Below are 23,902 nucleotides of genomic sequence, written 5' to 3' on the forward strand. Positions count from 1 at the left end.
GGCAAGGTGCGCATCAGCGCTGCCTGCCACCGCATGACACCTGATTCAGATACGAAAGAGACCTTAGTGAGCGCAGTCACCAACTTCCGCAACGTCGCGATCGTGGCGCACGTCGACCACGGCAAGACCACATTGGTCGACGCGATGCTGCGTCAGTCCGGAGTGTTCGGTGAACGCGCCGAACTGGTTGACCGCGTCATGGACTCCGGCGACCTCGAGCGCGAGAAGGGCATCACCATTCTCGCGAAGAACACCGCCGTGCATCGCCGTCAGCCCGACGGCACCGAGTACGTCATCAACGTCATCGACACCCCCGGTCACGCCGACTTCGGCGGCGAGGTGGAACGCGCGCTGTCGATGGTTGACGGCGTGGTTCTGCTGGTGGACTCCTCCGAGGGGCCGCTGCCGCAGACTCGCTTTGTGCTCCGCAAGGCGCTGGCCGCGTCGCTGCCGGTGATCGTCGTCGTCAACAAGACCGACCGCCCCGACGCCCGCATCAGCGATATCGTCAGCGAATCACAGGACCTTCTGCTCGACCTCGCCTCCGAATTGGACGACGAAGCCGCAGAGGCCGCGGAACTGGCACTCGATCTGCCGGTCCTGTTCGCCTCGGGCCGTGCGGGCATCGCCAGCACCGAGCAGCCCGAAAATGGTCAGGTTCCCGACGGTGAGAACCTCGACCCGCTCTTCGACGTCCTCATCAACAGTGTTCCGGCACCGAAGGGCAACATCGACGCGCCGCTGCAGGCCCACGTCACCAACCTCGACGCTTCGCCCTTCCTGGGTCGCCTCGGTTTGGTCCGCATCCACAACGGCACCCTCCGCAAGGGTCAGCAGGTTGCATGGATCCGCGAGGTCGACGGCGAGCAGGTCGTCGAGCGCGCAAAGATCACCGAGCTCCTGGTGACCCTCGGCGTCGACCGTGCACCCGCAGAGGAAGCCGTCGCCGGTGACATCGTCGCCGTCGCTGGCATGTCGGAAATCATGATCGGCGATACCCTCGCCGACCCCGAAAACCCGATTGCTCTGCCGCGCATCAGCGTCGACGAGCCCGCGATCTCGGCGATCATCGGCACCAACAGCAGCCCCCTCGCGGGCCGCGTCAAGGGCCACAAGCTGACCGCGCGCATGGTCAAGGATCGTCTCGATTCTGAGCTGATCGGCAACGTGTCGCTGCGCGTGCAGGACGTGGGCCGACCCGACGCCTGGGAGGTTCAGGGTCGTGGCGAGCTGGCGCTGGCCATCCTCGTCGAGCAGATGCGTCGCGAAGGTTTCGAGCTGACCGTCGGTAAGCCGCAGGTGGTTACCCGCCAGGTCAATGGCAAGACGCACGAGCCGTTCGAGCACCTCACCATCGACGTCCCCGAGGAATACCTCGGCGCGGTGACGCAGTTGCTGGCCGCCCGCAAGGGCCGCATGGACCAGATGAACAACCACGGCAGCGGCTGGGTTCGCATGGAGTTCCACATCCCGTCGCGTGGTCTCATTGGCTTCCGTACCGACTTCATGACCGAAACTCGCGGCACCGGCATCGCCAATGCCGTCTTCGACGACTACGGCCCCTGGGCTGGCGAGATTCGTGCCCGCCACACCGGTTCGCTGGTCTCGGACCGCGCGGGCACCGTGACCCCGTTCGCGATGATCCAGCTCGCCGATCGCGGCACCTTCTTCGTCGACCCGGGTGACGACTCGTACGAAGGCCACGTCGTGGGTATCAACCCCCGACTGGAAGACCTTGACATCAACGTCACGCGCGAGAAGAAGCTGACGAATATGCGTCAGTCGTCTGCCGACGTCATGGAGACCCTGGCCAAGCCGATGCGCTTGGACTTGGAAGGCGCGATGGAATTCTGTGCCATCGACGAATGCGTCGAGGTGACGCCCGAGGTTGTCCGTGTGCGTAAGGTCAACCTGGACTCGAATACTCGGGCACGTGAGCGCTCGCGCGCAAAGTCGCGCGACGCCAACGTCTAAATTGATGTCGTCTGAGTCGATGTCTTAGTAGGTCGTTTGGCTGGTAGGGGTGAAGGAGTGCGGATGAGGACCGTGCGGGCGCGAATCTCCGCGATCGCTATTGCGGGATTGGTGGCTCTAACGGCCACCGCATGCATGGCAGATCCGCCTCCACCCGTTCGGGAAACCCTCCCGACGCACACCCCCAGCGAATATCCGGACGAACGGACCGTCACCATCGCCACCGACTCGATCGGTGCGGGGTTCAACCCGCACCTCGGTGCCGATCAGGGAACGGTCACGACGGCGATTGCCGCCATGACTTTGCCGAGTCCGTTCGTTCCGGTGAACACACCGGACGGTGTGCAGTGGCGCGTCAACGACGCCCTCCTGACCTCGGCCGAAGTGATCTCCGATGCGCCCTTCCAGGTCCAGTACAAGATCGAAGGCGACGCCCAGTGGTCGGACGGACTCCCCGTTACCGGAGACGACTTCCAGTACCTGTGGGAGCAGATGTCGCGGCAGCCCAACGTGATTCGTCCCGCGGGATATCGCGCAATCTCTAACGTGCAGACTTCCGGCGGCGGCAAAGTCGTCACCGTCACCTTCGACGAGACATACCCGAACTGGCGACAATTGTTCGACAACCTCCTGCCCAGCCACACGCTGCGGTCGGACCCGACGGGCTTTCAAGATGGCATGGACAAGGGCAAGCCCATCACCGCTGGTCCCTTCCAGATCTATTCGATCGACCGGTCACGCGATGAAGTGCGGTTGATCCGCAACGACCGCTACTGGCGCAAGCCCCCGGAAATCGATCAAGTGGTGCTGCGCAAGGCGGGCACGCCGCAGCAGATGGCGCAAACGATCCGTAACGGTGACTCCACCCTCGCCGCACTGCCGACCGGAAACGCGTCGGCGCTGGAACTCGGTGCCATCCCCGGTGTCGCGAGCAACCGACTGCCCACCACGCGGGCTCTCGCGGTGAACGCGAACGCGCGGTCGAAGGTGATGGCCTCGCAAGATGTTCGCAAAGCCGTGTTCGGCATGCTGAACGGTGCGCTGATTACTGCTGCCGCCGCGGGCGACGACGTTGTGACGCCCTATGCCAACACCGTGTATGCCCCGTCGGACCCCGGTTACACCGCGCCCAACCGTGCACGGCCATCGGAAGCTCAGGTTCTCGAATGGTTAGCCGCAGCGGGTTACCGACCGGGTGTGGCAACGCAGCGCCCGGAACCGGTTGATCCGTCGGCGTCGAGTGAAGCACCCGCCCCCTCGACACCGGCGCTGGTGCCCGCGGATGTGCCGGGATTGCCGTTTGGCGTGGCTCCGATTCAGCTCGACGGCACCGATCTGGTGGTCCGGATCGGTGCGACCAACACCGATCAGAGTTCGCTGTCGGCCGCGGAAACCATGGTCGACCAACTGCGGTCGAAGGGTGTTCGCGCCAGCGTCGTCGGCATGTCGAACACCGAACTGTACGGGCAGGCGCTGACCGCAGGCCGCGTCGACCTGGTCGTCGGCTGGACCGGTGTCGGCGGGAGTCCCGCAACGGAATTCGCATCGCAGGTGGCCTGCCAGGCACCGCCGAAGGGCACGGAGGCCGGCGCCCACACGGTGGAGCGGGGCAGTGATCAGCCCGCGGACGCGAGCATTCTGCCCACAACGCCGCAGGCACCTGGCGTCACCACATCGACGGCGAAGCCGGACACAGACGTGGCCGCAGATGCCAGCTACACCGGCAATGTGTCCGGACTGTGTAACCCGCAATTGATGGCATTGGCTTCGACTGCGGTGCAGGCCGAGGATCCGACCTCCGTGTTGCAAGAGGCGGAGGGCCTGCTGGCCGACCAAGCCGTGTACCTGCCGATCTTCCAAGACACCATGTATGCGGCCGTCACCGATCGAATTGTTGGTGTCGAACTGAACGGTCCCGCACAGCTTGGCGTCTTTGGCGGCGCGGAACGGTGGTCATTGCGATGATCGCCCCGCTGCGGATGCTGCTGGTACATGCACATCCTGACGACGAGACGATCATGACCGGTGGAATCATCGCCGAATATCTCTCGCGTGGCGTCGACGTGCGGGTGGTGACCTTTACTCTCGGCGAAGAGGGCGAAGTCATTGGTTCGCGGTGGTCGCAACTCGTCGCTGATGGGGGTGCCGATCAGCTCGGCGGTTTCCGGATCGCCGAGCTTGCGGCGGCGTTGGCCGAGCTCACTCCGCCCGGAGTGCGTGGGCCCCAGCCGCGGTTCCTCGGCGGTGCCGGTCACTGGCGTGATTCGGGTATGGCTGGCACACCATCGGCGGAGAATCCTCGTGCGCTGGTCCAAGCTGACCTCGGCGATCTGGTCGAGGCGCTGACGCAGGAGTTGGCCGACTTTGCTCCGCAGGTCGTCGTCACCTACGACGCGGCGGGCACTTACGGGCATCCCGACCATATTCGCGTGCACGAGGTCACCCGCCGGGCGCTCGAACAATTCCAGGTCGACGGCCCGCCCATCAAGGTCTACGAATCGATTACCGAGGCATCGGAACTGCAGCGCGGACTGGCTGCCGTCACCGCCGTCCCCGATGGCTGGCGTATGCCTGCAGCCGGCGAGCTCCCGAGCTATCCGGACGCGGAAGTGACCGCGGCGATCGACGTCAGCGGAGTGCTCGACCGCAAGGCTCGGGCCCTCGCAGCCCACGCGACGCAGGTGGTCGTGGCGCCGTCGCGGACCGAGTTCACGCTGAGTAACAACATCCTGCAACCAATCATGACCACCGAACACTTCATTCGTGTCGACACCGGTCGCGAGCCCGGGATCCGCGAAACAGACCTGTTCGCCGGGGTGGTCAAGTGAGCGTGACCAGTCGTATCGAGTTGGGGATTCTGGTCGTCAGTGGCCTTCTCCTCGGCATCCTTACCTCCGCATTCCTTCTGGTACGAATTGGTTCCTGGCCATTCCCGATCACCGCGGTCATCGCCGGGATCGTCAACATCGTCATCTGGAAGATCGCCGCCTTGTACACCAGGTCGGCATGGCAGTTCGCGCCGTTGATCGCGTGGCTGATCGTCACCGTCATGGCGATGCTCCCGATCTTCGGGAATGGATCATTGCTGACCGATTGGCGACTATTCCTCCTGTTGGGTTTGGGCTTGGCGGCACCGGCTTTCTATATCTCCAACTCCCGCATGAGGGATCTGACCAAACTGTGATCGAATGCCACCGCGGTGCCCCGATCCATTCCACGTGGCTACCATCGGAGAAGTGACCATCTCTTCCAACGGCAATACTTCCCCCGGCAGCCCTTCGGTAGCCGACTCTCACGAACCGTTGCCGTCCGCGACTGCCATGCGTCGGGCGCTACGCCGGGTACGAGACGGCGCGGTCCTCAACGTCGACGAGGCGGCCGTGCTTTTGGCTGCCACCGGCGACGATCTTGTCGCCCTGTGTGATGCTGCGGCGCGCGTCCGCGACGCCGGGCTGGAAGCCGACGGTCGTGCCAAACAGATCAGCTATTCGCGCAAGGTCTTCATTCCGGTCACGCACCTGTGCCGCGACCGCTGCCACTACTGCACCTTCGTGACAGTGCCCGGCAAGCTCGCCCGCGAGGGCAAAGGCATGTACATGGAGATCGACGAGATCGTCGAAGTAGCTCGCCAGGGTGCCGAGCTCGGCTGCAAAGAAGCGCTGTTCACGCTTGGCGATCGGCCGGAAGACCGGTGGCCCGAAGCGGCCGCATGGCTCGACGAGCGCGGCTACGATTCGACTCTTGATTTTGTTCGCGCCGCAGCGATCCGCGTTCTGGAAGAGACCGGCCTGCTGCCGCACCTCAATCCAGGTGTCATGAGCTGGGAAGAGATCAATCGGCTGAAGCCGGTCGCGCCGTCGATGGGCATGATGCTGGAGACCACGGCTCGCCGACTGTTTACCGACAAGGGCGAATGCCATTACGGGAGTCCCGACAAGGACCCCGAGGTGCGTTTGCGGGTGTTGACGGACGCTGGCCGTCTTGCTGTCCCGTTCACCACCGGAATCCTCGTGGGGATCGGGGAGAATCGCACCGAGCGGGCCGAGTCGATCTTCGCGATTCGGAAGTCGCACAAGGCGTTCGGTCACATTCAAGAAGTCATCGTGCAGAATTTCCGAGCCAAGGAGCACACCGCGATGAGCGGTGCCCCCGACGCGGAGATGTCGCAGTTCCTGGCGGCGATCGCTGTTTCGCGCCTCATCTTGGGCCCCGGCATGCGGATCCAGGCCCCGCCGAACCTGGTGTCACTCGATGAATGTCGGGCGCTCATCGGTGCCGGGGTCGACGACTGGGGTGGTGTTTCACCGCTTACCCCCGATCACGTAAACCCGGAACGCCCGTGGCCGAACCTCGACACCCTCGCCGAGGTCACCGCATCCGCTGGCTACCAGTTGGTTGAGCGGATCGCCGCGCAGCCCAAGTACGTCAAGGCGGGCAATCCGTGGGTTGATCCGCGGATCATGCGGCATGTCACGGCGCTCGCCGACCCGGTGACCGGACTGGCCGCCGACGTGAAGCCCGTCGGCCTGCCGTGGCAGGAACCCGACGAGGAGTGGGATTCGTCGGGCCGCGTTGACCTCAACTCGGAGATCGACACCGACGGTCGCAATACCGAAACTCGCAGCGACATCGACAACGCGTTCGGCGACTGGGACACCATTCGCGAACAGGTCCTCGAACTCGGTACCGGTGCGCCCGCGCATCTGCCGTCGGAGGTGGCTGCGGCCTTGCGTCGTGCCGAAAGCAATCCGGCGGGCCTGTCGGACGACGACTATCTGGCGCTTGCCGAAGCCGACGGGCCGGGCTTGGATGCGCTCGCCGCTTTGGCCGACTCGATTCGCGCCGACGTGGTCGGCGACGACGTGACCTATGTGGTGAACCGGAACATCAACTTCACCAACATTTGCTACACCGGCTGCCGGTTTTGTGCATTCGCCCAGCGCAAGGGCGATGCTGACGCGTTCACGCTGTCGACAAGCGAGGTTGCCGACCGCGCGTGGGAAGCACACGTCGACGGTGCCACCGAAATCTGCATGCAGGGCGGCATCGATCCGGAACTCCCGGTGACCGGCTACGCCGACCTGGTGCGCGCCATCAAGGAACGTATTCCGTCGATGCATGTCCACGCATTCAGTCCGATGGAGATCGTCAACGGCGCATCGCGCGGCGGCGAGTCTATTCGCGACTGGCTGTCGGCGTTGAAGGAAGCTGGCCTCGGCTCCATTCCCGGCACTGCCGCGGAGATCCTTGACGACGAGGTCCGCTGGGTCCTGACCAAGGGCAAATTGCCGACTGCGTCGTGGATCGAAGTCATCACCACCGCGCACGAGCTGGGGATTCCGTCGAGTTCGACGATGATGTACGGGCATGTCGATGCCCCTCGCCATTGGGTGGGGCACCTTAATACTCTCCGCGACATTCAGGACCGTACCGGTGGTTTCACCGAGTTTGTTCCGTTGCCGTTCGTTCACCAGTCGTCGCCGCTGTATCTCGCGGGTGCGTCGCGCCCCGGTCCCACTCGCCGGGAGAACCGCGCCGTCCACGCCCTGGCGCGTCTGATGCTGCATGGTCGGATCGACCATGTGCAGACGAGTTGGGTGAAGCTTGGAACCGAGGGCACCCGCGTGATGCTGCGCGGCGGTGCCGACGACCTCGGCGGCACGCTGATGGAAGAAACGATCTCGCGCATGGCGGGCAGCCAGCACGGTAGCGCCAAGACCGTCGCCGAACTGCATGAGATCGTCGAAGGCATTGGTCGCCGACCACGCCAACGCACCACCGAATACGGGCAGGTGCACGCTCCGCTTCTCGGCGGCGTCGGCCTCGTCTAATTGTTCCCGCATGATGCGTTGATTCCCGCTCCACGTCAGACGTGGAGCGGGAATCAACGCATCATGCGGGAAGGGGGAAGGCGCGTCTACCGTGCGCCGAAAAGCTTCTGGAAAAAGCCGGGCTCGTCGGGATGACCCTGGCAGCGTTTGGACGCGGGGACGCCGCGCATTACCTCATCGACGTGGCGGCCGCAGCCGCGCCAGGTGGTCTTGCCGCACTTCTTGCACGTTGCTCGTTGGCACATGGGTGATGCTCCTCAGTTAGATAGTGACTCAGCTGTGTGGTGGTTCAGCCGAGTGCTGGCTCAGTGACGGACTGGCTCGTCAGGCGGGTTGGAGTTCGGCGAGACGTTCGGTGGCGCGCAGGGTAAGCAAGCCGCCGGACAGGTTGGCGGCGTCTAAGCCCGCTCCGCGAAGCACGCGGTACGCCAGGTACGACCGCACGCCGCTGGCGCACAGCACGCGGATCGGTTGTCCCGCGGCGGCCTCTCGGATGTCGTCGAGTCGGTCGCGGACTTCCGTGTGCGGGATGCACAGCGCGCCGGGAACGGGATCTTCGTCCTGCTCGTCGGGGCCGCGAACGTCCAGCAAGAGGAAGCCCGACTCGTCGATTTGGTCGGCGTACCAGAGCTTCAGCGACCCGTTGATGACGTTCTCGGCGATCATGCCCGCCATATTGACCGGGTCCTTTGCCGAACCAAACGGCGGCGCGTAGGCCAGGTCCAGGTCGATCAGGTCGGGTCCGGTCATGCCTGCGCGGATCGCGGTGGCGAGCACGTCGATGCGTTTGTCGACACCGTCGATACCGGTTGCCTGGGCACCGAGGATGAGGCCGTCTGACCGACGAATGTGCATCAGCAGATGGATCTGCTCGGCACCGGGGAAGTAGCCGGCATGACTGCCCGGATGTAGATGGACCGTGGCGTAGTCGATACCCGCCGCATCGAGCGCGCTGCGGTTTGCGCCGGTCATGGCGGCGGTCAGCGAGCCGACGCGAACGATCGCCGTCCCGACGGGATGCGGGATCGGTCGCGCGGTCGACGGGTTCACGATGTGGTCGGCAACGAGCCGTCCGGCGCGGTTGGCCGGGCCCGCGAGGGCCACCGGCCTGCGTAGGCCCGTCACCGAATCGGTACTGACCGTGGCATCGCCGACTGCCCAGACTCGGTCCAGGTTGGTGCGGCCATGCTCGTCGACGACGATGGCGCCGCGTTCGCACGCCACGCCCGCGGCCTCGAAGGCTGCCGTGTCGGGGCGGACGCCGACCGACAAGACGATGACGTCGGCGGTGATGCGGGTGCCGTCGGCGAGGATCACGGTGTCAGCGTCGCTGCCCGTCTCGATTTCGGTCGCGGCAACGCCCGCGTGGACGGTGATGCCCATGGTCGCCAGTTCGTCCTGGATCAGTGCGGCCATTTCGGCTTCCAGGGGTGGCAACACGTGCGGGGCAAGTTCGACGACGTCGACGCTCAGGCCTTGCATCCGTAGGCCTTCAGCGGCTTCCAAGCCGATGAAGCCTGCGCCGAGGACCACGGCGCGCGTGGCGCCGGAGTCGACCTCGTCGCGCAGCGTGACCGCATCGCCGACCGTGCGCAGCGTCTGCACCCGCGGCGAGTCGAGGCCGGGCAGCGGGGGACGCAGAGCGACCGCGCCGGGGGAGAGAATGAGGGCGTCGTACTCCCAGTCGGTGACTGGCGCGTCAGGTGCACCCCAATTGCGGACCTGAACGGTTTGAGCCGTCGGGTCGACGCCGATCACTTCGTGCTTGATGCGGACGTCGATGTTGAGGGCGGCCTTCAGTGATTCTGGAGTTTGCACCAGGAGCGACGCTTCGTCTTCGATCTCGCCGCTCACGTAGTACGGCAGACCGCAGTTGGCGAATGACGGATGCTCGCCGCGTTCAAAGACGATAATTTCGGCGTTCTCGTCGAGCCTGCGTGCGCGGGCCGCGGCGCTCATTCCGCCGGCGACGCCGCCAACCATCACGATTCTCACTGGAGGTCTCCTCGGTCGTATGAAAGCTGGGCGATTTATACCCCAGGGGGTATCACCAACATACCCTAGGGGGTATTTGGTTGGCAGAAGAATGCACTGTGGCCTTGCTCGCACTCGGAGACGGTGGCGTCGTTTTCGGTGGTCGGATAATTTTCATCAGGTTGCGCAAAACTCCGTGCAGGTCGCAGGGTGTCGGTGGGGTGAGGGTCGAGATCGAAGTGGGGCACCCGATACGCTTAGCCTCGACATGATTCCTTTGCGCCCATCAGCCCTGGCGCGCGGAGTGGCAATCGTGCAAGTGAAGGAGAACGCGTAGTGACCTACATCATCGCTGAGCCATGCGTTGACGTGCTCGACAGGGCGTGCGTTGAAGAATGCCCCGTCGACTGCATCTACGAGGGCGGGCGCATGCTCTACATCCAGCCCGACGAGTGCGTCGACTGTGGTGCGTGTGAGCCGGTGTGCCCCGTCGAGGCCATCTTCTACGAAGATGACGTGCCCGATGAGTGGGAACCGTACGTCAGCGCAAACGTTGATTTCTTCGACACCCTCGGTTCGCCGGGCGGTGCCAGCAAGGTCGGCAAGACCGAGTTCGATCCGCAGTTCATTAAGGATCTGCCCCCGATGGGCGAAGAGGGCTGATCGAGTAGTGACCAGCCGACTGCGTCGGGTGAGTTCGGGTCTACCGGACTTCCCGTGGGACACCATCGCCGATGCCAAGGCTGCGGCACTTGCGCACCCCGACGGCATTGTCGACCTGTCGGTCGGCACGCCGGTCGACCCAGTGGATCCGTTGATTCGCGAAGCGCTCGCCGCGTCGTCGGAGTTCCCCGGATATCCCGCGACGGTCGGAACTCTCGCATTGCGGGAGGCTGCGGTCGGTGCCCTCGCGCGACGGTTCGCCGTCACCGGACTCGACGAAGCCTCGATCCTGCCGGTGATCGGCACCAAAGAGGTCATTTCCGGGTTGCCGTCTCAATTGGGTGTTCCCGCAGGCGAATTGGTCGTCATCCCCGAGGTTGCCTACCCGACCTACGAGGTCGGTGCGCTGCTAGCCGGGGCGGAAGTTCTGCGCGCCGACACCGTCGAGGCAATGGGTGACCGCTTGCCTGCGCTGGTGTACTTGAACAGTCCATCTAATCCGACGGGCCGGGTCCAGAGCGCAGCCGAACTGAAGACCATCGTCGACTGGGCGCGGGAACGAGGTGCCGTTGTCGTCTCCGATGAGTGCTACCTCGGGCTCACCTGGGAGGGCTCGGCGGCGTCGGTGCTGCATCCCGACGTGTGCGGGGGCGACCACACCGGGCTGATTGCCGTGCATTCGTTGTCGAAGGTTTCGAACCTTGCGTCGTATCGCGCAGGCTTCCTTGCCGGTGATCGCGAGCTCATTGCCGAACTGCTTGCCGTTCGCAAGCATGCGGGGCTGATTGTCCCGTTCCCGATTCAGGGGGCGACGGTTGCGGCGTTGAACGACGACGTCCACGTCGACGCGCAGCGCGAGCGTTACCGAGTCCGCCGCGACAAGCTCCGCAGCGCCCTGGTGGGTGCGGGATTCACGATTGACCACTCCGAGGCCGGGCTGTACCTGTGGGCAACGCGCGGAGAGGATTCGCGGGTCACACAGCGGTGGCTCGCCGACCGTGGCATCCTTGTCGCTCCCGGCGACTTCTACGGGCCTGCCGGAGCGAAACACATTCGCATGGCACTGACCGGTACTGACGAACGGATTGCCGCCGCGGTCACGCGTATTTGAATCCCCGATCTGGCGAAAATCGCGCACAATCGGTAATTGTCACTCCAGTGGGATTCAAATACGAAAGCCGTGGGCGCCTTTGCGGTGAGCGCCGCGGCGAATGAGATCAGTCAATAGCGGTCCCACAATGTCCCACTGGTACACGACCTGCTGATATGTCAGCCGGAGTGGGAAGTAGCCGATTGCGCGTGCCCGCAGGTCACGAAGTCGATCGTTCTCGAATTGCTCGGGATCGGCGTGGTAGTCGTACCCGTCGACCTCGATGATCAACGATGTTCCAACCACGAGGTCGACGCGGCCAACGTATGGAACCTCGACCTGCGGGCGAAGTTCCAGGTTGGGGGCGCGAAGCCGCAGTCGGACCATGGTCTCGGTGCCGGACTCCGCGCGACCGTCGACCAACGACAATGCCTGCTGAACAGACTTAGGTGCCTCGCCCAGTTCGGCTTCTAGGTCCGAGGGTGTCAGGAGTCCCCGGTTGAGTATTGAATCGCAGACCACCACGAAGGCTTCGGTCGACAAGCATCGCGCCGCATGGCGAAGTGCGGTCGGCAAGTCGTCCACGGCAGTGGTGACTTTGGGCGGTCGGCCGTGTTGCTTGCACCAGGCAGGATGATTACGCACCGACGAGGTCGACCCGCGAACATGCAGTTTTGTGGTCGGCGGAACCCACACCCCATGGCGTTTGAGTGCTGAAGCGCAGGTCAAGACGCCGCCAATCTGGACGGCTCGCACCACCTCCGGGTCGGCGTCACCTGTGGCGACCCAGCCGTGCCGAAGCTGCCGCAGATTACCTCCGGCAAGCGACTTCTCGACCTGCGCGCGAGGCATCGCCTCTTGCAGTTTTGTTCGCCTGAACACCCCCGAGTCCATGCGGAATTTTCTAACAGCTAGAAAGCGACGCTCGTCGTAGAATCCGCAAAATGCCCCAAATCACGCGAAATTCGCCACATGTTGTGCCGTCGGGGCAATTCAGTTGTTGGCGTGCAAGGCCTCGTTGAGGGCGATGCCGTCGCCTTCCTTGGCGCGGACTTCCACAGCACCGGTGGTGCTGTTGCGGCGGAACAGGAGGTTCGACGCTCCGGCGAGGTCGCGGGCCTTAACAACGGAGCCGTCAGGGCCAACAACTTTGGTGCCTGCGGTCAGGTAGAGGCCAGCTTCGACGACACAATCGTCGCCGAGCGGGATGCCGCACCCGGCATTGGCGCCGAGGAGGCACCGCTGTCCGATGGTGATGATTTCCTTGCCGCCGCCGGACAGGGTGCCCATGGTGGACGCGCCGCCGCCGATGTCAGAGCCGTCGCCGACCACAACGCCCGCTGAGATTCGGCCCTCGACCATCGACGTGCCGAGGGTGCCCGCATTGAAGTTCACGAAACCTTCGTGCATCACGGTGGTCCCCGGTGCCAGGTGGGCGCCGAGGCGGACGCGGCTGGCATCGCCGATGCGGACGCCCTTGGGGGTCACGTAGTCGACCATGCGGGGGAACTTGTCGATCGACAGCACGGTGACTTGGCCACGTGCGCGCAGGCGCGCGCGAGTCGTTTCGAAATCTTCGACGGCACAGGGACCAAAGTTGGTCCAGACCACGTTGGCGAGCAAACCGAACTGTCCGTCAAGGTTGGCGCCGTGGGGTGCTATCAAACAGTGCGAGAGCAGGTGCAGGCGCAAGTACACGTCGTGGGCATCGATAGGGGCGATCGACAAGTCGGCGATCACCGTGCGGACAGCGATGGTGCGCACACCGCGGGCCTCATCGGTGCCGACGAGTGCACGTAGCTCTTCGGGAATGTCGTTGCCGGTCAACTCGGTGGACCCGCTGATGCCCGGTTCGTCGGTCAGTGTGGGGGAGGGGTACCAGGTGTCGAGGACGACTGTCGAATCATCGCCCGCCCACACGGTGGCGATTCCGTTGGCAATAGCACCTTGAGTATTCACTGGAACATTCTAGCGGCGTACTGCTCAACTTTCGTTAGCCGATCGGGCAGATGTGCCCGTGCTGACGATCACTCTTCTAGGGTGAGCGCATGGATGTAGTGGAGCGCTGGATTGTGTTGTCGAACCGGCGTCCCATGATCACGGCCGGAATTGTCGCGGTTGTTGTTGCCGCCTTCGGTGTGATCTCCCTGCGATTTGAACAGCGCGGCGCTCGGCCCGGCGATGACACGCTCGCGGCAGCGTTAATTGTGGTGGCGTCGTCGGCGAGTTTGGTGATCAAACGGGTTCGGCCCTGGTGGACCCTGGCGCTGACGTTGGCCGGAGCAGTTGGCTACACCTGCTATTCGGGTGTCTTTAATGCGGCGGCGACGCTGCCGCTGTTGGTCTGTCTCGGCACCATCGCGTCCATCTTCCCGGCGCGTGTCGCCATTGTCACCACCGCAGCGACGTGTAGCTTCCTCACGATCGTCGGGATCGTGGTTGGCCCAGATTGGTTGCTGGTGGAGCGGATCGGTTTAGTGGGCTGGCCACTGGTCGGTGCCATCATCGGTGGCCTGACCAAAGCTCGCAACAGGTACGTCACAGCAGTCCAGACGCGCGCACAACTGGCGACCGCGCTCTACGAGCAGGAAATGGCTCAGCGCGTGATGGCGGAACGACTGCGGATGAGCCGCGATATCCACGATGTGGTCGCACACCACTTGGCGACGCTCAACCTGCAGATCGGGACGGCGCGCCATCTCCTCGACAAACCGGACACCGCAGCCCAGGCTTTGGCGGGGATGCACGCCAATTCGGAAGCGGCGCTTCGCGAGATCAAAGGTCTCGTCCGACTGCTTCGGGAGGAGGACGCCGGGGCTGATGGTCCGCTGCCGGGACTCGACGACATCGGTCGCCTCGTCTCGTGGGCCCGCACCAATGGGGTCGACACGAACTCGCTGGTGCGCGGCACTCCCCGGCCGACAACCCCGGACGTGGAGCTTGCGGCCTACCGCGTGGTCCAGGAAGCCTTGACCAATGCGGTGAAACACGCCCACGGTTCGCAGGTGCGAATCACGCTTGTCTACCGACCAACCACACTCTTGATTGAAGTGGAGAATCCACTGCTGACCGCAACAGATTCCGCAACCGGCGGGTTGGGCTTGGCTGGCATGGCCGAACGGGTCCGTGCCGCGGGAGGTCAGTTGGACGTTGACAGCGCCGGTGGGACATTTCGCGTCGCTGTCGAATTGCCACTCGAAGTCCGCGAGCCGGTATGACGATTCGGGTGGTCATCGCTGACGATCAGCACGGTTTCCGCAGCACGCTCCGGCTGCTGCTGGACTCGGAGGACGACATTAGTGTGGTCGGTGAGGCACGCGACGGGGCGGAAGCGGTGGTGGCCGTGCGACGCAGCAACCCCGATGTTGCAATCCTCGATATTCGGATGCCTCGGGTCGATGGAATCGCAGCTACCCGAGCCATCATCGGCGAGCGGCGACTGGCCTCGACTCGAGTTCTCATATTGACCACGTTCGAGTTCGACGAAAATGTCAGCGTCGCACTGCGGGCGGGCGCGGCGGGGTTTCTCGGGAAGGACGCGCGGCCGGCCGACGTGCTCGCTGCGGTGCGTGCAGTCGCCGCGGGCACCGTACCCCTGTCGCCGGTGGCCACTCAGATGCTGGTGGATGATTTTCTCGCCCGACCGGTCGCCGCTGCGGGGATCGAAGGTGCGCTGGGCACGCTGACGGCGCGCGAACGGGAGGTGGTCGTTCTGGTGGCGACGGGAGCATCGAATGTCGAGATTGCCGATCGCCTGGGGATCACCGCGCTGACGGCAAAAACACACGTCAACCGGGCAATGGTGAAACTGAATGCGCGCGACCGGGCGCAATTGGTGGTGCGGTCTTACGAAGGTGGGTTGGTAGTCCCGGGGAGGCCACGCGGCCAGTGATCTACTGCGTTTGTCGTAGTTCAAGGCGATGGATCTGCCACCGGCCACCTGGCCCGATTTCGGCTCGGACCGGAGGAACTGCCGGTTTGGGAAGCGCGGGTGGCCCGCCAGGTTAGGTTGTGCTCGAAACTGCCCGCGTCCCCAGGAGGTCCTTTCGTGATCGAAGATTCTGCGTCCCGTGCCCACAGCAAGGCACCTTCTGATGGTGGCGGGATCGGAGCCTCGCGAAGGGAGTTTCTCGCTGGTGTCGGCGCGCTCGCAGCGGGTGCGGTCGCGGCGAGCGTTGCCGGACGAGCAACAGCGGCCCCCACCGCCAAGGCCGCGCGTGGTGCCGCGGTGCCCAAGCCCAACATCGTCCTGTTCATCACCGACCAGGAACGCAAGCCCATGCACTGGCCGGTCGGCTGGGCCGCAAACAACCTGCCGAACCGGCAACGACTGCTCAAGCACGGACTGAGCTTCGAGAACGCATTCTGTTCAGCCGCAATGTGCTCGCCCAGTCGCAGCACCTTCTTCAGCGGCAAGTTCCCCGCCGAACACGGGGTCACAAGCACGCTCGTCGACAGCGAGAGCGCCAAATCCCAAGCGCAACTGCCCCTTGACGAGCAGAACATGGCGAAGATGTTGAAAGCCGCCGGATACCGGGTTCATTACCGAGGCAAGTGGCACATGAGCAAGGGGGCGAACGGTGGCGGCCCCTTGCCCGGTGATCTGGCCAAGTACGGCTTCGACGGCTGGCGGGGCCCGGACTACGGCGGCGACATTAAACCGGAAGGTTTTGGTGGCGGTTGTGCCAATCACGACGGGGCAGTAATCGAGCAGGCCGTCGACTTCTTGCGGAACGAAGCGCCCGGTGGCAAACCATTCGCACTGATCGTTTCGCTGGCGAACCCGCACGACATTCTGTCGTACCCGGAAACCTGGAATCAGCGGGTGGGGTCGTGCGACAACTACGCCTCGTCGGTGCCGGGCGCGTTTAAACAGGGCATCGGCTTGCCATCGACCTATGGCGAAAACCTCCGTCGCAATCACAAGCCGACGGCGCATGCCCAGACAAAACTGCTGCTTGCCGGGGGCCTCGGCGCGATGCCGACCAAAGCTCAGGCTCGCAACTATGTGAACTTCTACGCATTCCTGCACACCATCGTCGATGCGCACCTCGGGCGGGTGCTGGACGCGATCGACGCCGACCCGCAGGTCCGCCGGGATACCGTCGTCTTCCGGATCTCCGACCACGGTGAGATGGGTATGTCGCACGGTGGGTTGAGGCAGAAGGCTTTCAACGCGTACGACGAAACCCTGCGTGTCCCGCTGATCGTCAGCAACCCGACAATGTTCCCTCGCGGCACCAAGACCAATGCCCTGGCATCCCTCGTCGATCTGATGCCGACGATCGCGAGTATGGCCAAGGTGCCTAACCGGTCGGCATATACCTTCCGCGGCGCCGACTTGACCCCGGTCATTTCCGATGCAATCGCGAACCCGGGAAACCCGACCGCCGCAGCGCAGGACAGTGTGCTTTTCACCTTCGACGAAGACGCCGGGGCGGCCGGGGGTGCGGCAGCCAAGATCATCCGGGAGCCGTACCACATTCGGGCCATCCGAGATCACCGCTGGAAGTTCGCCGTGTACTTCGATCCGGACGGTCGGGCGGCACCGCAGCGCGAACTTTACGACCTGCGGGCGGATCCGGACGAGATGCGGAACATTGCCGATCCGGCAGTTCGCGGATTTAATCCGGCCCAGTTGGCGACGATGGAATCACGACTGGCCGCGAAGATGGCCGAAACGAACACCGCACCGAAGGGCGTGGTCCTGATTTGACGGCAATTCTGGTCCCCGGCGGGGAGACTCTCGTCGGCTCCGACAACGGCTATCCCGAGGAGCGACCGCGGCATCGTCGCACCGTTGAGGCATTCGCAATTGCTGCGACACCGGTGACAGTCGCCCAGTTCGCCGAGTTCGTCAGCAGTACCGGGCATGTGACGACCGCAGAAATTCCACCGGATCCGGCGCACTACCCGGATGCCGATCCCGCGCTGTTGGTGGCTGGGTCGCTGGTCTTTTCGCCGCCACCCGGGCCGGTGCCGCTGGATGATTTTCGGCGCTGGTGGTCGTATCTGCCGGGGACGTCTTGGCGGTGCCCCGCGGGGCCGGGAAGTATGGCCGTCGACGACCATCCGGTGGTGCATGTTTCGCATGGTGATGCGACCGCCTACGCGACGTGGGCTGGTGCGGTGCTGCCAACCGAAACCCAGTGGGAGTACGCGGCACGTGCGGGGACCGAGTCGGAGTTTGCCTGGGGCGAGGAACTCACCCCCGGCGGTACTCGGCTCGCAAACACGTGGCACGGGGACTTCCCATGGGACGACACCGACCCCGATGGGCACCTGCGTACCAGCCCGGTCGGTTCGTATCCGGCCAACGCTTGGGGCCTCTACGACATGATCGGCAATGTCTGGGAGTGGACCGATACGGTCGCGACGCCATCGCATGCAGGCGGTGGAGAAGCGCCGCGGTCGTGCTGTGCGCCGGGCGGTCGCGGCCCGGTTTCCAAAGTTATTAAGGGTGGCTCTCACCTGTGCTCGCCTGACTATTGCCAGCGATATCGGCCGTCGGCGCGCCAGTTTGAGGAGTCCGACTCGTCGACATCGCACCTTGGCTTTCGCTGTGTCACGACTGTCGACGGTGGCCGCTAGCCGAGAAAGGTGCCGAGGCGGGCAAACCTGTGCGATGAATTCCTCCTACGATGGGTCATTGTGAGTATCCCGAGCCTGGATCTGACCGCCGATCCCATCGAACTGACCGCTGCCCTGGTCGATTTGCCCAGTGTGAGCCGCGACGAAGGGCTGATCGCCGATGTCGTCGAGCAGGCGCTGCGAGCGCAGACGGACGGTTTCGAGATTGTTCGGCATGGCAATTGCGTCCTGGCGCGGACCAATCGGGGTCGGCCGACGCGCGTGATCTTGGCCGGGCACCTCGACACCGTGCCCATCGTCGACAACGTGCCATCCCGACGCACCATGACCGATGAAGAAGGTGACGTGCTGCACGGGTGCGGCACCGTCGACATGAAATCCGGCGATGCGGTTTTCCTTCACTTGGCGGCCACGTTGGCCGATCCCGCGCACGATCTGACGCTGATCTTCTACGACTGCGAAGAGATTGCGGCCGAGTTCAACGGGTTGGGCACCATTGAGCGGGATCTGCCCGGTTGGCTTGAGGGAGATGTCGCGATCCTTGGGGAGCCGACCGCCGGCCAGATTGAAGCTGGCTGCCAGGGAACGCTGCGCGTCCGGTTCACGGCGACCGGCACACGGGCGCATTCGGCGCGAGCGTGGATGGGCGACAATGCGATTCACAAGCTGGGCCGTCTGCTGACCACCCTGAGCGAGTACCAACCGCGTCGCGTCGATATCGATGGCTGTGAGTACCGCGAGGGGCTCTCTGCGGTGGGTATTCACGGCGGCGTCGCGGGCAACGTGATTCCCGACGAGGTGTACGTGGACGTGAACTTTCGTTTCGCTCCCGACCGCTCGGAAGCGCAGGCGTTCGCGCACGTCGAAGAGGTTTTCGCGGCAGAGCTCGCCGGTGGGCAGGTGACCGCGCAGGTTACTGATTCGGCGGCGGGTGCGCTTCCGGGGTTGGCGAATCCGGCCGCGGCGAAACTGGTCGATGCGGCTGGCGGACGTTTCCGTGCCAAGTATGGCTGGACGGATGTTTCTCGCTTTGCTGCGCTCGGTATTCCGGCCGTCAACCTTGGACCCGGTGACCCGAGCTTGGCGCACCGCGTTGATGAGCGGGTGCCCGTCGAGCAGATCACTGAGGTCACGGAGATTTTGCGCGACTACCTCGCGGGGGCTTGAGCCTTACCCGAATATCAGCGCCGCACAGAGGTCTGCGACGCCCGCGAACACCGCTGCGGGATTATCGGTGACCGGGCCAAGTTGCTCAAATAGTTCACTTGAGATGGCGCCGATAAGCAGGTTCCACACGGTGATGACACGCGCAACGACGACCGGATCGGCCATGGCGGGTACTGCCGGATCGTCGAGCAACGCGTGCAGGGCATTGGCGGCGCTGGTCTGAACCGGTGACCGCGTGCCGCGGATTACCGGCACTGAATCGAGGTCGGCGACGATCGACGCCAGCGCCATGAGTGGACGTTCGCCCGCTGGGTTCGTCTGCTCGGCGGGGGCGCGATAGCCAGGTACCGGGGATCCATACACCAGCGCGTACTCGCTTCGATTGCGTAATGCCCAGTCGCGCAGTGCGATCGAGAACGCCACGAATCGAGTTCGAGCGGTTTGGTGTCGGGCAACGGCGCTTTCGATGGCGTCGGCGAGATCGTCGTAGGCGTCGACAATCAGGACGGTCAGTAGGTCGTCGCGGTTCGCGACATATCGGTAGAGCGCCGAGGGCGCGATGTTCATGTCGCGGGCGACGGCGCGCAACGACAGGGCTGCGGCACCGTGCTCGGCGAGGTGTTGGCGTCCGACCTCGCGGAGGCGGGCTTCGATCGCCGCTCGGTTGCGGGCGCGCAATCCGACGTTGTCGGGGGGATCAGGGGCTTCGGTTGTCACCGCTACCTCCGGGGTCATGTGCTCTTGGGGATTCTTTGGTCATCGTCGCATGCGGCACCGACAGAATCCCAAAATTCAAGAACAGTGTTCTTGATTAAAGGCGGCAACGCAATTAACCTTTAATCAAATGAGAACACTGTTCTCGAATACTGGGGACGACGTTCGCGATGCTCGCGCTGTTCCCGACCTACCGCTTACGGAGGATTCAAATGTCCCGAGCCACGAATCATGCACCCGCCCACACCGACAGTCGACTGCTGCGGATCTCGAACGCGATAGTCGGCGGTCTGGCCAGATTCGGCATCGGGCCGGCTGCCTGCCATGAATTGCTGGTTGCCGGGCGGACCTCGGGCCGAGTCACTGGTCGGCCGGTCAACGTTATGGAGGTCAATGGTTCCCGCTACTTGCTGTCGCCACGCGGCCAGACGCAATGGGTACGGAACGTTCGGGCCGGGCAGACCGCAGTCCTACGGAGGCGACATACGAGCGAGGCGGTCGAACTCATCGAGATCACCGACGACCGCCGCATCGACCTCCTGCGCACCTACCTCGCGCGCTGGGGCTGGCAGGTGTCGGCCTTCGTCAATGGCCTATCGGCATCGTCGTCCAACGAGGACCTGGCGGCGGCGCTGGCACAATTCCCCATTTTCGAGTGCCGATCGGTCGGTCACCAGTGTCGTGGTCCTGCTCAGGAGCCCGCTGGTTGCTAGTCTCGCGGGATGACTGACCGTTCTGTATCCGACAATTCCCATCCGCTGCCCGACACCCCAATCTGGCGGTCGGACACCCCGGATCCCAACGACGGTTGCGTCCGAAATCTGGGCCCCGCTCAGGTTCGATTGGAGGCCGGTGCGGAAGTAGTCCCGTCGGACCGACGACTGCTGGAATGGATTGACCCGCGCGACCCGCGCCGTGCCGAGCAGCGCATGATTCGCGATTCGTGGCGCGTGCAGCGCATCCAATCGGAGTTTGTGTCCGGTTTTGATGCCCTTGAAGGCATAGCCGAGGCCGTCACCGTCTTCGGGTCGGCACGGGTCCAAGAGCGGACACCCGAATACGAGTTGGCCCGGGAGGTGGGCCGACGACTCGGTCACGAGGGCTTCGCCGTCATTACCGGAGGCGGTCCCGGCGCGATGGAAGCAACCAACCGCGGTGCTTACGAAGCGGGGGCGGAATCGATCGGGCTCAACATTGAACTGCCGTTTGAACAGCACACCAACCCGTGGGTCACGCTGACCATGAACTTTCGCTACTTTTTCGTGCGGAAGACAATGTTCGTCAAATACGCCCAGGCCTTCATCTGTCTGCCCGGCGGATTTGGCACCCTCGATGAGTTGTTCGAGGCCGTCACCTTGGTGCAGACGGAAAAGGTCTTGCAGTTCCCGATCGTGTTGATCGGCAAGGAATTCTGGGGTCCGCTGGTGGATTGGCTGCGCAATACCCTCGAGGCCGAGGGCAAGGTCTCGCCCGGAGACGTCGACCTCCTGCACCTGGTTGATACACCCGCCGAGGCCGTCGAGATCGTCGTGAAGGCTGCTCGCGGATGAAGGCAATCTGTGTCTATTGCGCGTCCGGTCCGGTCGATCAAGAGTTCCTGGACCTGGCCGCCGAGACGGGTCGGGCGATCGCTGCTGACGGACACACGCTGGTGTCGGGCGGCGGAAACATTTCGATGATGGGGGCGCTCGCGCAGGCCACCCGCGCCGCGGGTGGTCGCACCATCGGCATCATCCCCGAACACTTGATGAACCAGGAAGTCGCCGACCTTGGGTCCGACGAGTTGATCGTCACCGACACCATGCGCGAGCGAAAGCGGTTAATGGACGAGATGTCCGACGGCTTCATTGCCTTGCCGGGCGGTATCGGCACGTTTGAGGAACTGTTCGAAACCTGGACGGGTGCCTATCTCCACGTGCACGACAAGCCGATCGTGTTGCTTAATTACGACGGCTTTTACGACCCGCTCATTGACTGGCTCGAGGTGCTGCGGTCGAAAGGGTTCGTCGCGGATCGGGCGCTCAGCAAGCTCAAAGTATGTGTAACCGTGGGTGACGCAATGACCTATCTAACCAACGGGTAAGGTGACGTCGTTCAATGGCAGAAATCAAAAGTGAGGCATCGATGAGTACCACCGCCCCCCAAAAAATCGGCGTCACCGACATGGTGCGCGGGGCCATCAAAATGGTGCCTGACCTGCCATCCATGGCTCGCCACGCGCCCGGGCTCGTGATTCGATCGGCTACGGCCAAGCGAACCATTGGGCAAATTTTTGCCAACCTCGCCGAGAAGCATCCCGACCGCCCGTTCATCCGCTGGAACGGCGAGTCAATCACCTATGGTGAAGCGAACCGCCAAGTTAACCGGTACGCGGCAGTCCTAGCCGATCGTGGCGTGGGGACCGGCGACGTGGTCGGGATTCTGTCGAAGAACAACCCCACCGATCTGATGCTGATCCTGGCGACGGTCAAACTCGGCGCGGTCGCGGGCATGCTGAACTACAACCAGCGCGGCGAAGTCATTGACCACAGCATGAAGTTGCTCGACGGTGCCGCTCTGATCTACGACCCCGAGGTTACCGACGCTTTCGAGTCAATTAGCCCCGAACGACTGCCGAGCAATGTGCTCGACTTCACGGCTCTCGACGAGGAGGCCGCAGGTAAATCCGACAGTAACCCGGCGGTCACCAAGGACCTGCCTGCTTCCACCACCGCTTTCTACATCTTCACCTCGGGGACCACGGGTCTCCCCAAGGCCAGCGTCATGAGCCACAACCGGTGGTTGGCAAACTACAGCGGTATCGGCGGCCTGGCCGTGCGCCTGCGTCCATCGGACACCATGTACGTCGCGCTGCCGCTCTATCACAACAATGCGCTCTCAGTTTCGCTCGGCGCGGTCCTCTCCGGCGGTGCCTGCATTGCGATCAGCAAACAGTTTTCGGCGTCGCGCTTCTGGGACGAAGTGATCCTGAACCGGGCGACATCGTTCTGCTACATCGGCGAACTTTGCCGCTACCTGCTGGCGCAGCCCGCAAAGCCGACCGACCGACAGCATTCGGTGCGCGTCATCGTCGGCAACGGCATGCGCCCGGAAATCTGGGATGAATTCACCGACCGCTTCGGCATCGACCGCGTCGTCGAATTCTACGGGGCGAGCGAACTCAACCTCGCGTTTGTGAACGCCTTCGATGTGAAGCACACCGTGGGCTTTTGCCCGCTGCCGTACAAAGTCGTCGAATACGACATGGATGGCAACCCCAAGCGCGACGCCAAAGGGCGACTCAACCGGGTCAGCAAGGGCGAACCAGGCCTGTTGATCTCCGAGATCAGTGACCGCGTCCCCGTGGACGGCTACACCGATGAGTCCGACACCGAGAAGAAGATCATTCGCGACGCGTTCAAGGATGCCGACGCGTACTTCAACTCCGGTGACCTCGTCCGCGAGTTGGGTTTCCGGCACATTGCCTTTGTCGACCGACTCGGGGACACCTTCCGTTGGAAGGGGGAGAACGTGGCGACCACCGAAGTTGAAGCGGCTGTCGACGGTGCCGGCGGCGTTGAGCAGACCGTGGCGTACGGCGTTGAAGTCGCAGGCTGCGACGGTCGAGCCGGAATGGTCGCTGTCGAAATGCGAGACGGTGCCGTGCTGGATCCCAAGAAGCTGGCCGATCATCTTTACCGGACGCTTCCGGCGTACGCGATGCCGTTGTTTGTCCGGTTCGTTTCGGCGATCGAGGCGACGTCAACGTTCAAGAATCGCAAGGTGGAACTGCGCGAGGAGGCTTTCACTAGCGTCGGCGACGACGAACTGTGGGTTTTAGCGGGCCGTAATGACGGCTATGTGCCGTTCTATGACGGTTACGCCGCGGACGTGGCTGCGGCGAAGGCTCCTCGCTGAG

21 protein-coding genes are annotated in these 23,902 nt (G+C 63.8%); 16 read left to right on the forward strand and 5 right to left on the reverse strand.

The genetic code is table 11. The annotated features are described in order from the left end of the window. Positions 1-66 precede the first annotated feature (66 nt). From typA to AC1L34_RS01110, 5 genes are all read left to right on the forward strand, one after another. Positions 67-1,974, forward strand: coding sequence for a translational GTPase TypA (gene typA / locus AC1L34_RS01090; protein WP_424294053.1), 1,908 nt, complete (start codon positions 67-69; stop codon positions 1,972-1,974). A gap of 63 nt (positions 1,975-2,037) precedes the next feature. Continuing rightward, positions 2,038-3,939: an ABC transporter family substrate-binding protein gene (locus AC1L34_RS01095; protein WP_424294052.1), complete on the forward strand. Its 1,902-nt coding sequence runs from the start codon at positions 2,038-2,040 to the stop codon at positions 3,937-3,939. Further along, on the forward strand, positions 3,936-4,802 hold the full coding sequence (gene mshB / locus AC1L34_RS01100) for an N-acetyl-1-D-myo-inositol-2-amino-2-deoxy-alpha-D-glucopyranoside deacetylase (RefSeq protein WP_424294050.1): 867 nt from the start codon (positions 3,936-3,938) through the stop codon (positions 4,800-4,802). Before AC1L34_RS01095 ends, mshB begins: the two co-directional genes overlap by 4 nt. A gap of 2 nt (positions 4,803-4,804) precedes the next feature. Then, on the forward strand, positions 4,805-5,158 hold the full coding sequence (locus tag AC1L34_RS01105) for a hypothetical protein (protein WP_424325163.1): 354 nt from the start codon (positions 4,805-4,807) through the stop codon (positions 5,156-5,158). Between the two features lie 136 nt (positions 5,159-5,294). Continuing rightward, on the forward strand, positions 5,295-7,805 hold the full coding sequence (locus AC1L34_RS01110; protein ID WP_480035294.1) for a bifunctional FO biosynthesis protein CofGH: 2,511 nt from the start codon (positions 5,295-5,297) through the stop codon (positions 7,803-7,805). Positions 7,806-7,891: 86 nt separating this feature from the next. Here the strand turns inward: AC1L34_RS01110 and AC1L34_RS01115 are convergent, their stop codons facing one another. Next, a complete protein-coding gene (locus tag AC1L34_RS01115; RefSeq protein ID WP_424293421.1) occupies positions 7,892-8,050 on the reverse strand; it encodes a hypothetical protein in 159 nt (52 codons plus the stop codon). A gap of 79 nt (positions 8,051-8,129) precedes the next feature. Then, complete coding sequence (locus AC1L34_RS01120) at positions 8,130-9,800, reverse strand: FAD-dependent oxidoreductase (RefSeq protein ID WP_424322946.1); 1,671 nt, start codon at positions 9,798-9,800, stop codon at positions 8,130-8,132. Positions 9,801-10,115: 315 nt separating this feature from the next. Here AC1L34_RS01120 and fdxA point away from each other — a divergent pair, with 315 nt between their 5' ends. Both fdxA and dapC read left to right on the forward strand, forming a co-directional pair. Beyond that, positions 10,116-10,442: a ferredoxin gene (fdxA, locus tag AC1L34_RS01125; protein WP_424293716.1), complete on the forward strand. Its 327-nt coding sequence runs from the start codon at positions 10,116-10,118 to the stop codon at positions 10,440-10,442. 28 nt (positions 10,443-10,470) lie between these two features. Further along, the gene (gene dapC / locus AC1L34_RS01130; protein ID WP_424324614.1) at positions 10,471-11,553 is read left to right on the forward strand and encodes a succinyldiaminopimelate transaminase; all 1,083 of its coding nucleotides are present in this window, start codon (positions 10,471-10,473) and stop codon (positions 11,551-11,553) included. Positions 11,554-11,607: 54 nt separating this feature from the next. Here the strand turns inward: dapC and AC1L34_RS01135 are convergent, their stop codons facing one another. After that, complete coding sequence (locus tag AC1L34_RS01135) at positions 11,608-12,384, reverse strand: endonuclease domain-containing protein (RefSeq protein WP_424322948.1); 777 nt, start codon at positions 12,382-12,384, stop codon at positions 11,608-11,610. A gap of 141 nt (positions 12,385-12,525) precedes the next feature. Then, entirely contained in the window at positions 12,526-13,491 is a 966-nt protein-coding gene (dapD, locus tag AC1L34_RS01140; protein ID WP_424293719.1) for a 2,3,4,5-tetrahydropyridine-2,6-dicarboxylate N-succinyltransferase, read from the reverse strand. 89 nt (positions 13,492-13,580) lie between these two features. On the opposite strand from dapD, the gene AC1L34_RS01145 reads away from it, so the two are divergent. From AC1L34_RS01145 to dapE, 5 genes are all read left to right on the forward strand, one after another. Then, a complete protein-coding gene (locus AC1L34_RS01145) occupies positions 13,581-14,750 on the forward strand; it encodes a sensor histidine kinase (protein WP_424322949.1) in 1,170 nt (389 codons plus the stop codon). Next, complete coding sequence (locus tag AC1L34_RS01150) at positions 14,747-15,424, forward strand: response regulator transcription factor (protein WP_424293721.1); 678 nt, start codon at positions 14,747-14,749, stop codon at positions 15,422-15,424. Before AC1L34_RS01145 ends, AC1L34_RS01150 begins: the two co-directional genes overlap by 4 nt. A gap of 156 nt (positions 15,425-15,580) precedes the next feature. Further along, on the forward strand, positions 15,581-17,248 hold the full coding sequence (locus AC1L34_RS01155; protein ID WP_424293722.1) for a sulfatase family protein: 1,668 nt from the start codon (positions 15,581-15,583) through the stop codon (positions 17,246-17,248). Beyond that, positions 17,245-18,123, forward strand: a complete 879-nt coding sequence (locus AC1L34_RS01160) for a formylglycine-generating enzyme family protein (RefSeq protein WP_424322950.1) — start codon at positions 17,245-17,247, stop codon at positions 18,121-18,123. The genes AC1L34_RS01155 and AC1L34_RS01160 overlap by 4 nt, the downstream gene beginning before the upstream one ends. A gap of 60 nt (positions 18,124-18,183) precedes the next feature. Continuing rightward, positions 18,184-19,290, forward strand: coding sequence for a succinyl-diaminopimelate desuccinylase (gene dapE, locus AC1L34_RS01165; protein WP_424293724.1), 1,107 nt, complete (start codon positions 18,184-18,186; stop codon positions 19,288-19,290). 3 nt (positions 19,291-19,293) lie between these two features. Here dapE and AC1L34_RS01170 read toward each other — a convergent pair whose 3' ends face one another. Further along, entirely contained in the window at positions 19,294-20,007 is a 714-nt protein-coding gene (locus tag AC1L34_RS01170) for a TetR/AcrR family transcriptional regulator (protein ID WP_424293725.1), read from the reverse strand. A 209-nt stretch (positions 20,008-20,216) separates the two neighbouring features. On the opposite strand from AC1L34_RS01170, the gene AC1L34_RS01175 reads away from it, so the two are divergent. Genes AC1L34_RS01175 through AC1L34_RS01190 form a run of 4 tightly spaced genes read left to right on the forward strand, consistent with a single transcriptional unit; the run spans position 20,217 to position 23,901 of the window. Next, complete coding sequence (locus tag AC1L34_RS01175) at positions 20,217-20,717, forward strand: nitroreductase (RefSeq protein ID WP_480035043.1); 501 nt, start codon at positions 20,217-20,219, stop codon at positions 20,715-20,717. A gap of 9 nt (positions 20,718-20,726) precedes the next feature. Beyond that, positions 20,727-21,554, forward strand: a complete 828-nt coding sequence (locus tag AC1L34_RS01180; RefSeq protein WP_424293902.1) for an LOG family protein — start codon at positions 20,727-20,729, stop codon at positions 21,552-21,554. Next, positions 21,551-22,087: an LOG family protein gene (locus AC1L34_RS01185; RefSeq protein WP_480035044.1), complete on the forward strand. Its 537-nt coding sequence runs from the start codon at positions 21,551-21,553 to the stop codon at positions 22,085-22,087. The genes AC1L34_RS01180 and AC1L34_RS01185 overlap by 4 nt, the downstream gene beginning before the upstream one ends. Before the next feature lie 41 nt (positions 22,088-22,128). Beyond that, positions 22,129-23,901: a long-chain-acyl-CoA synthetase gene (locus AC1L34_RS01190; RefSeq protein ID WP_480035045.1), complete on the forward strand. Its 1,773-nt coding sequence runs from the start codon at positions 22,129-22,131 to the stop codon at positions 23,899-23,901. Position 23,902 lies beyond the last annotated feature (1 nt).

This window comes from Gordonia sp. 34D (genome assembly GCF_056682775.1).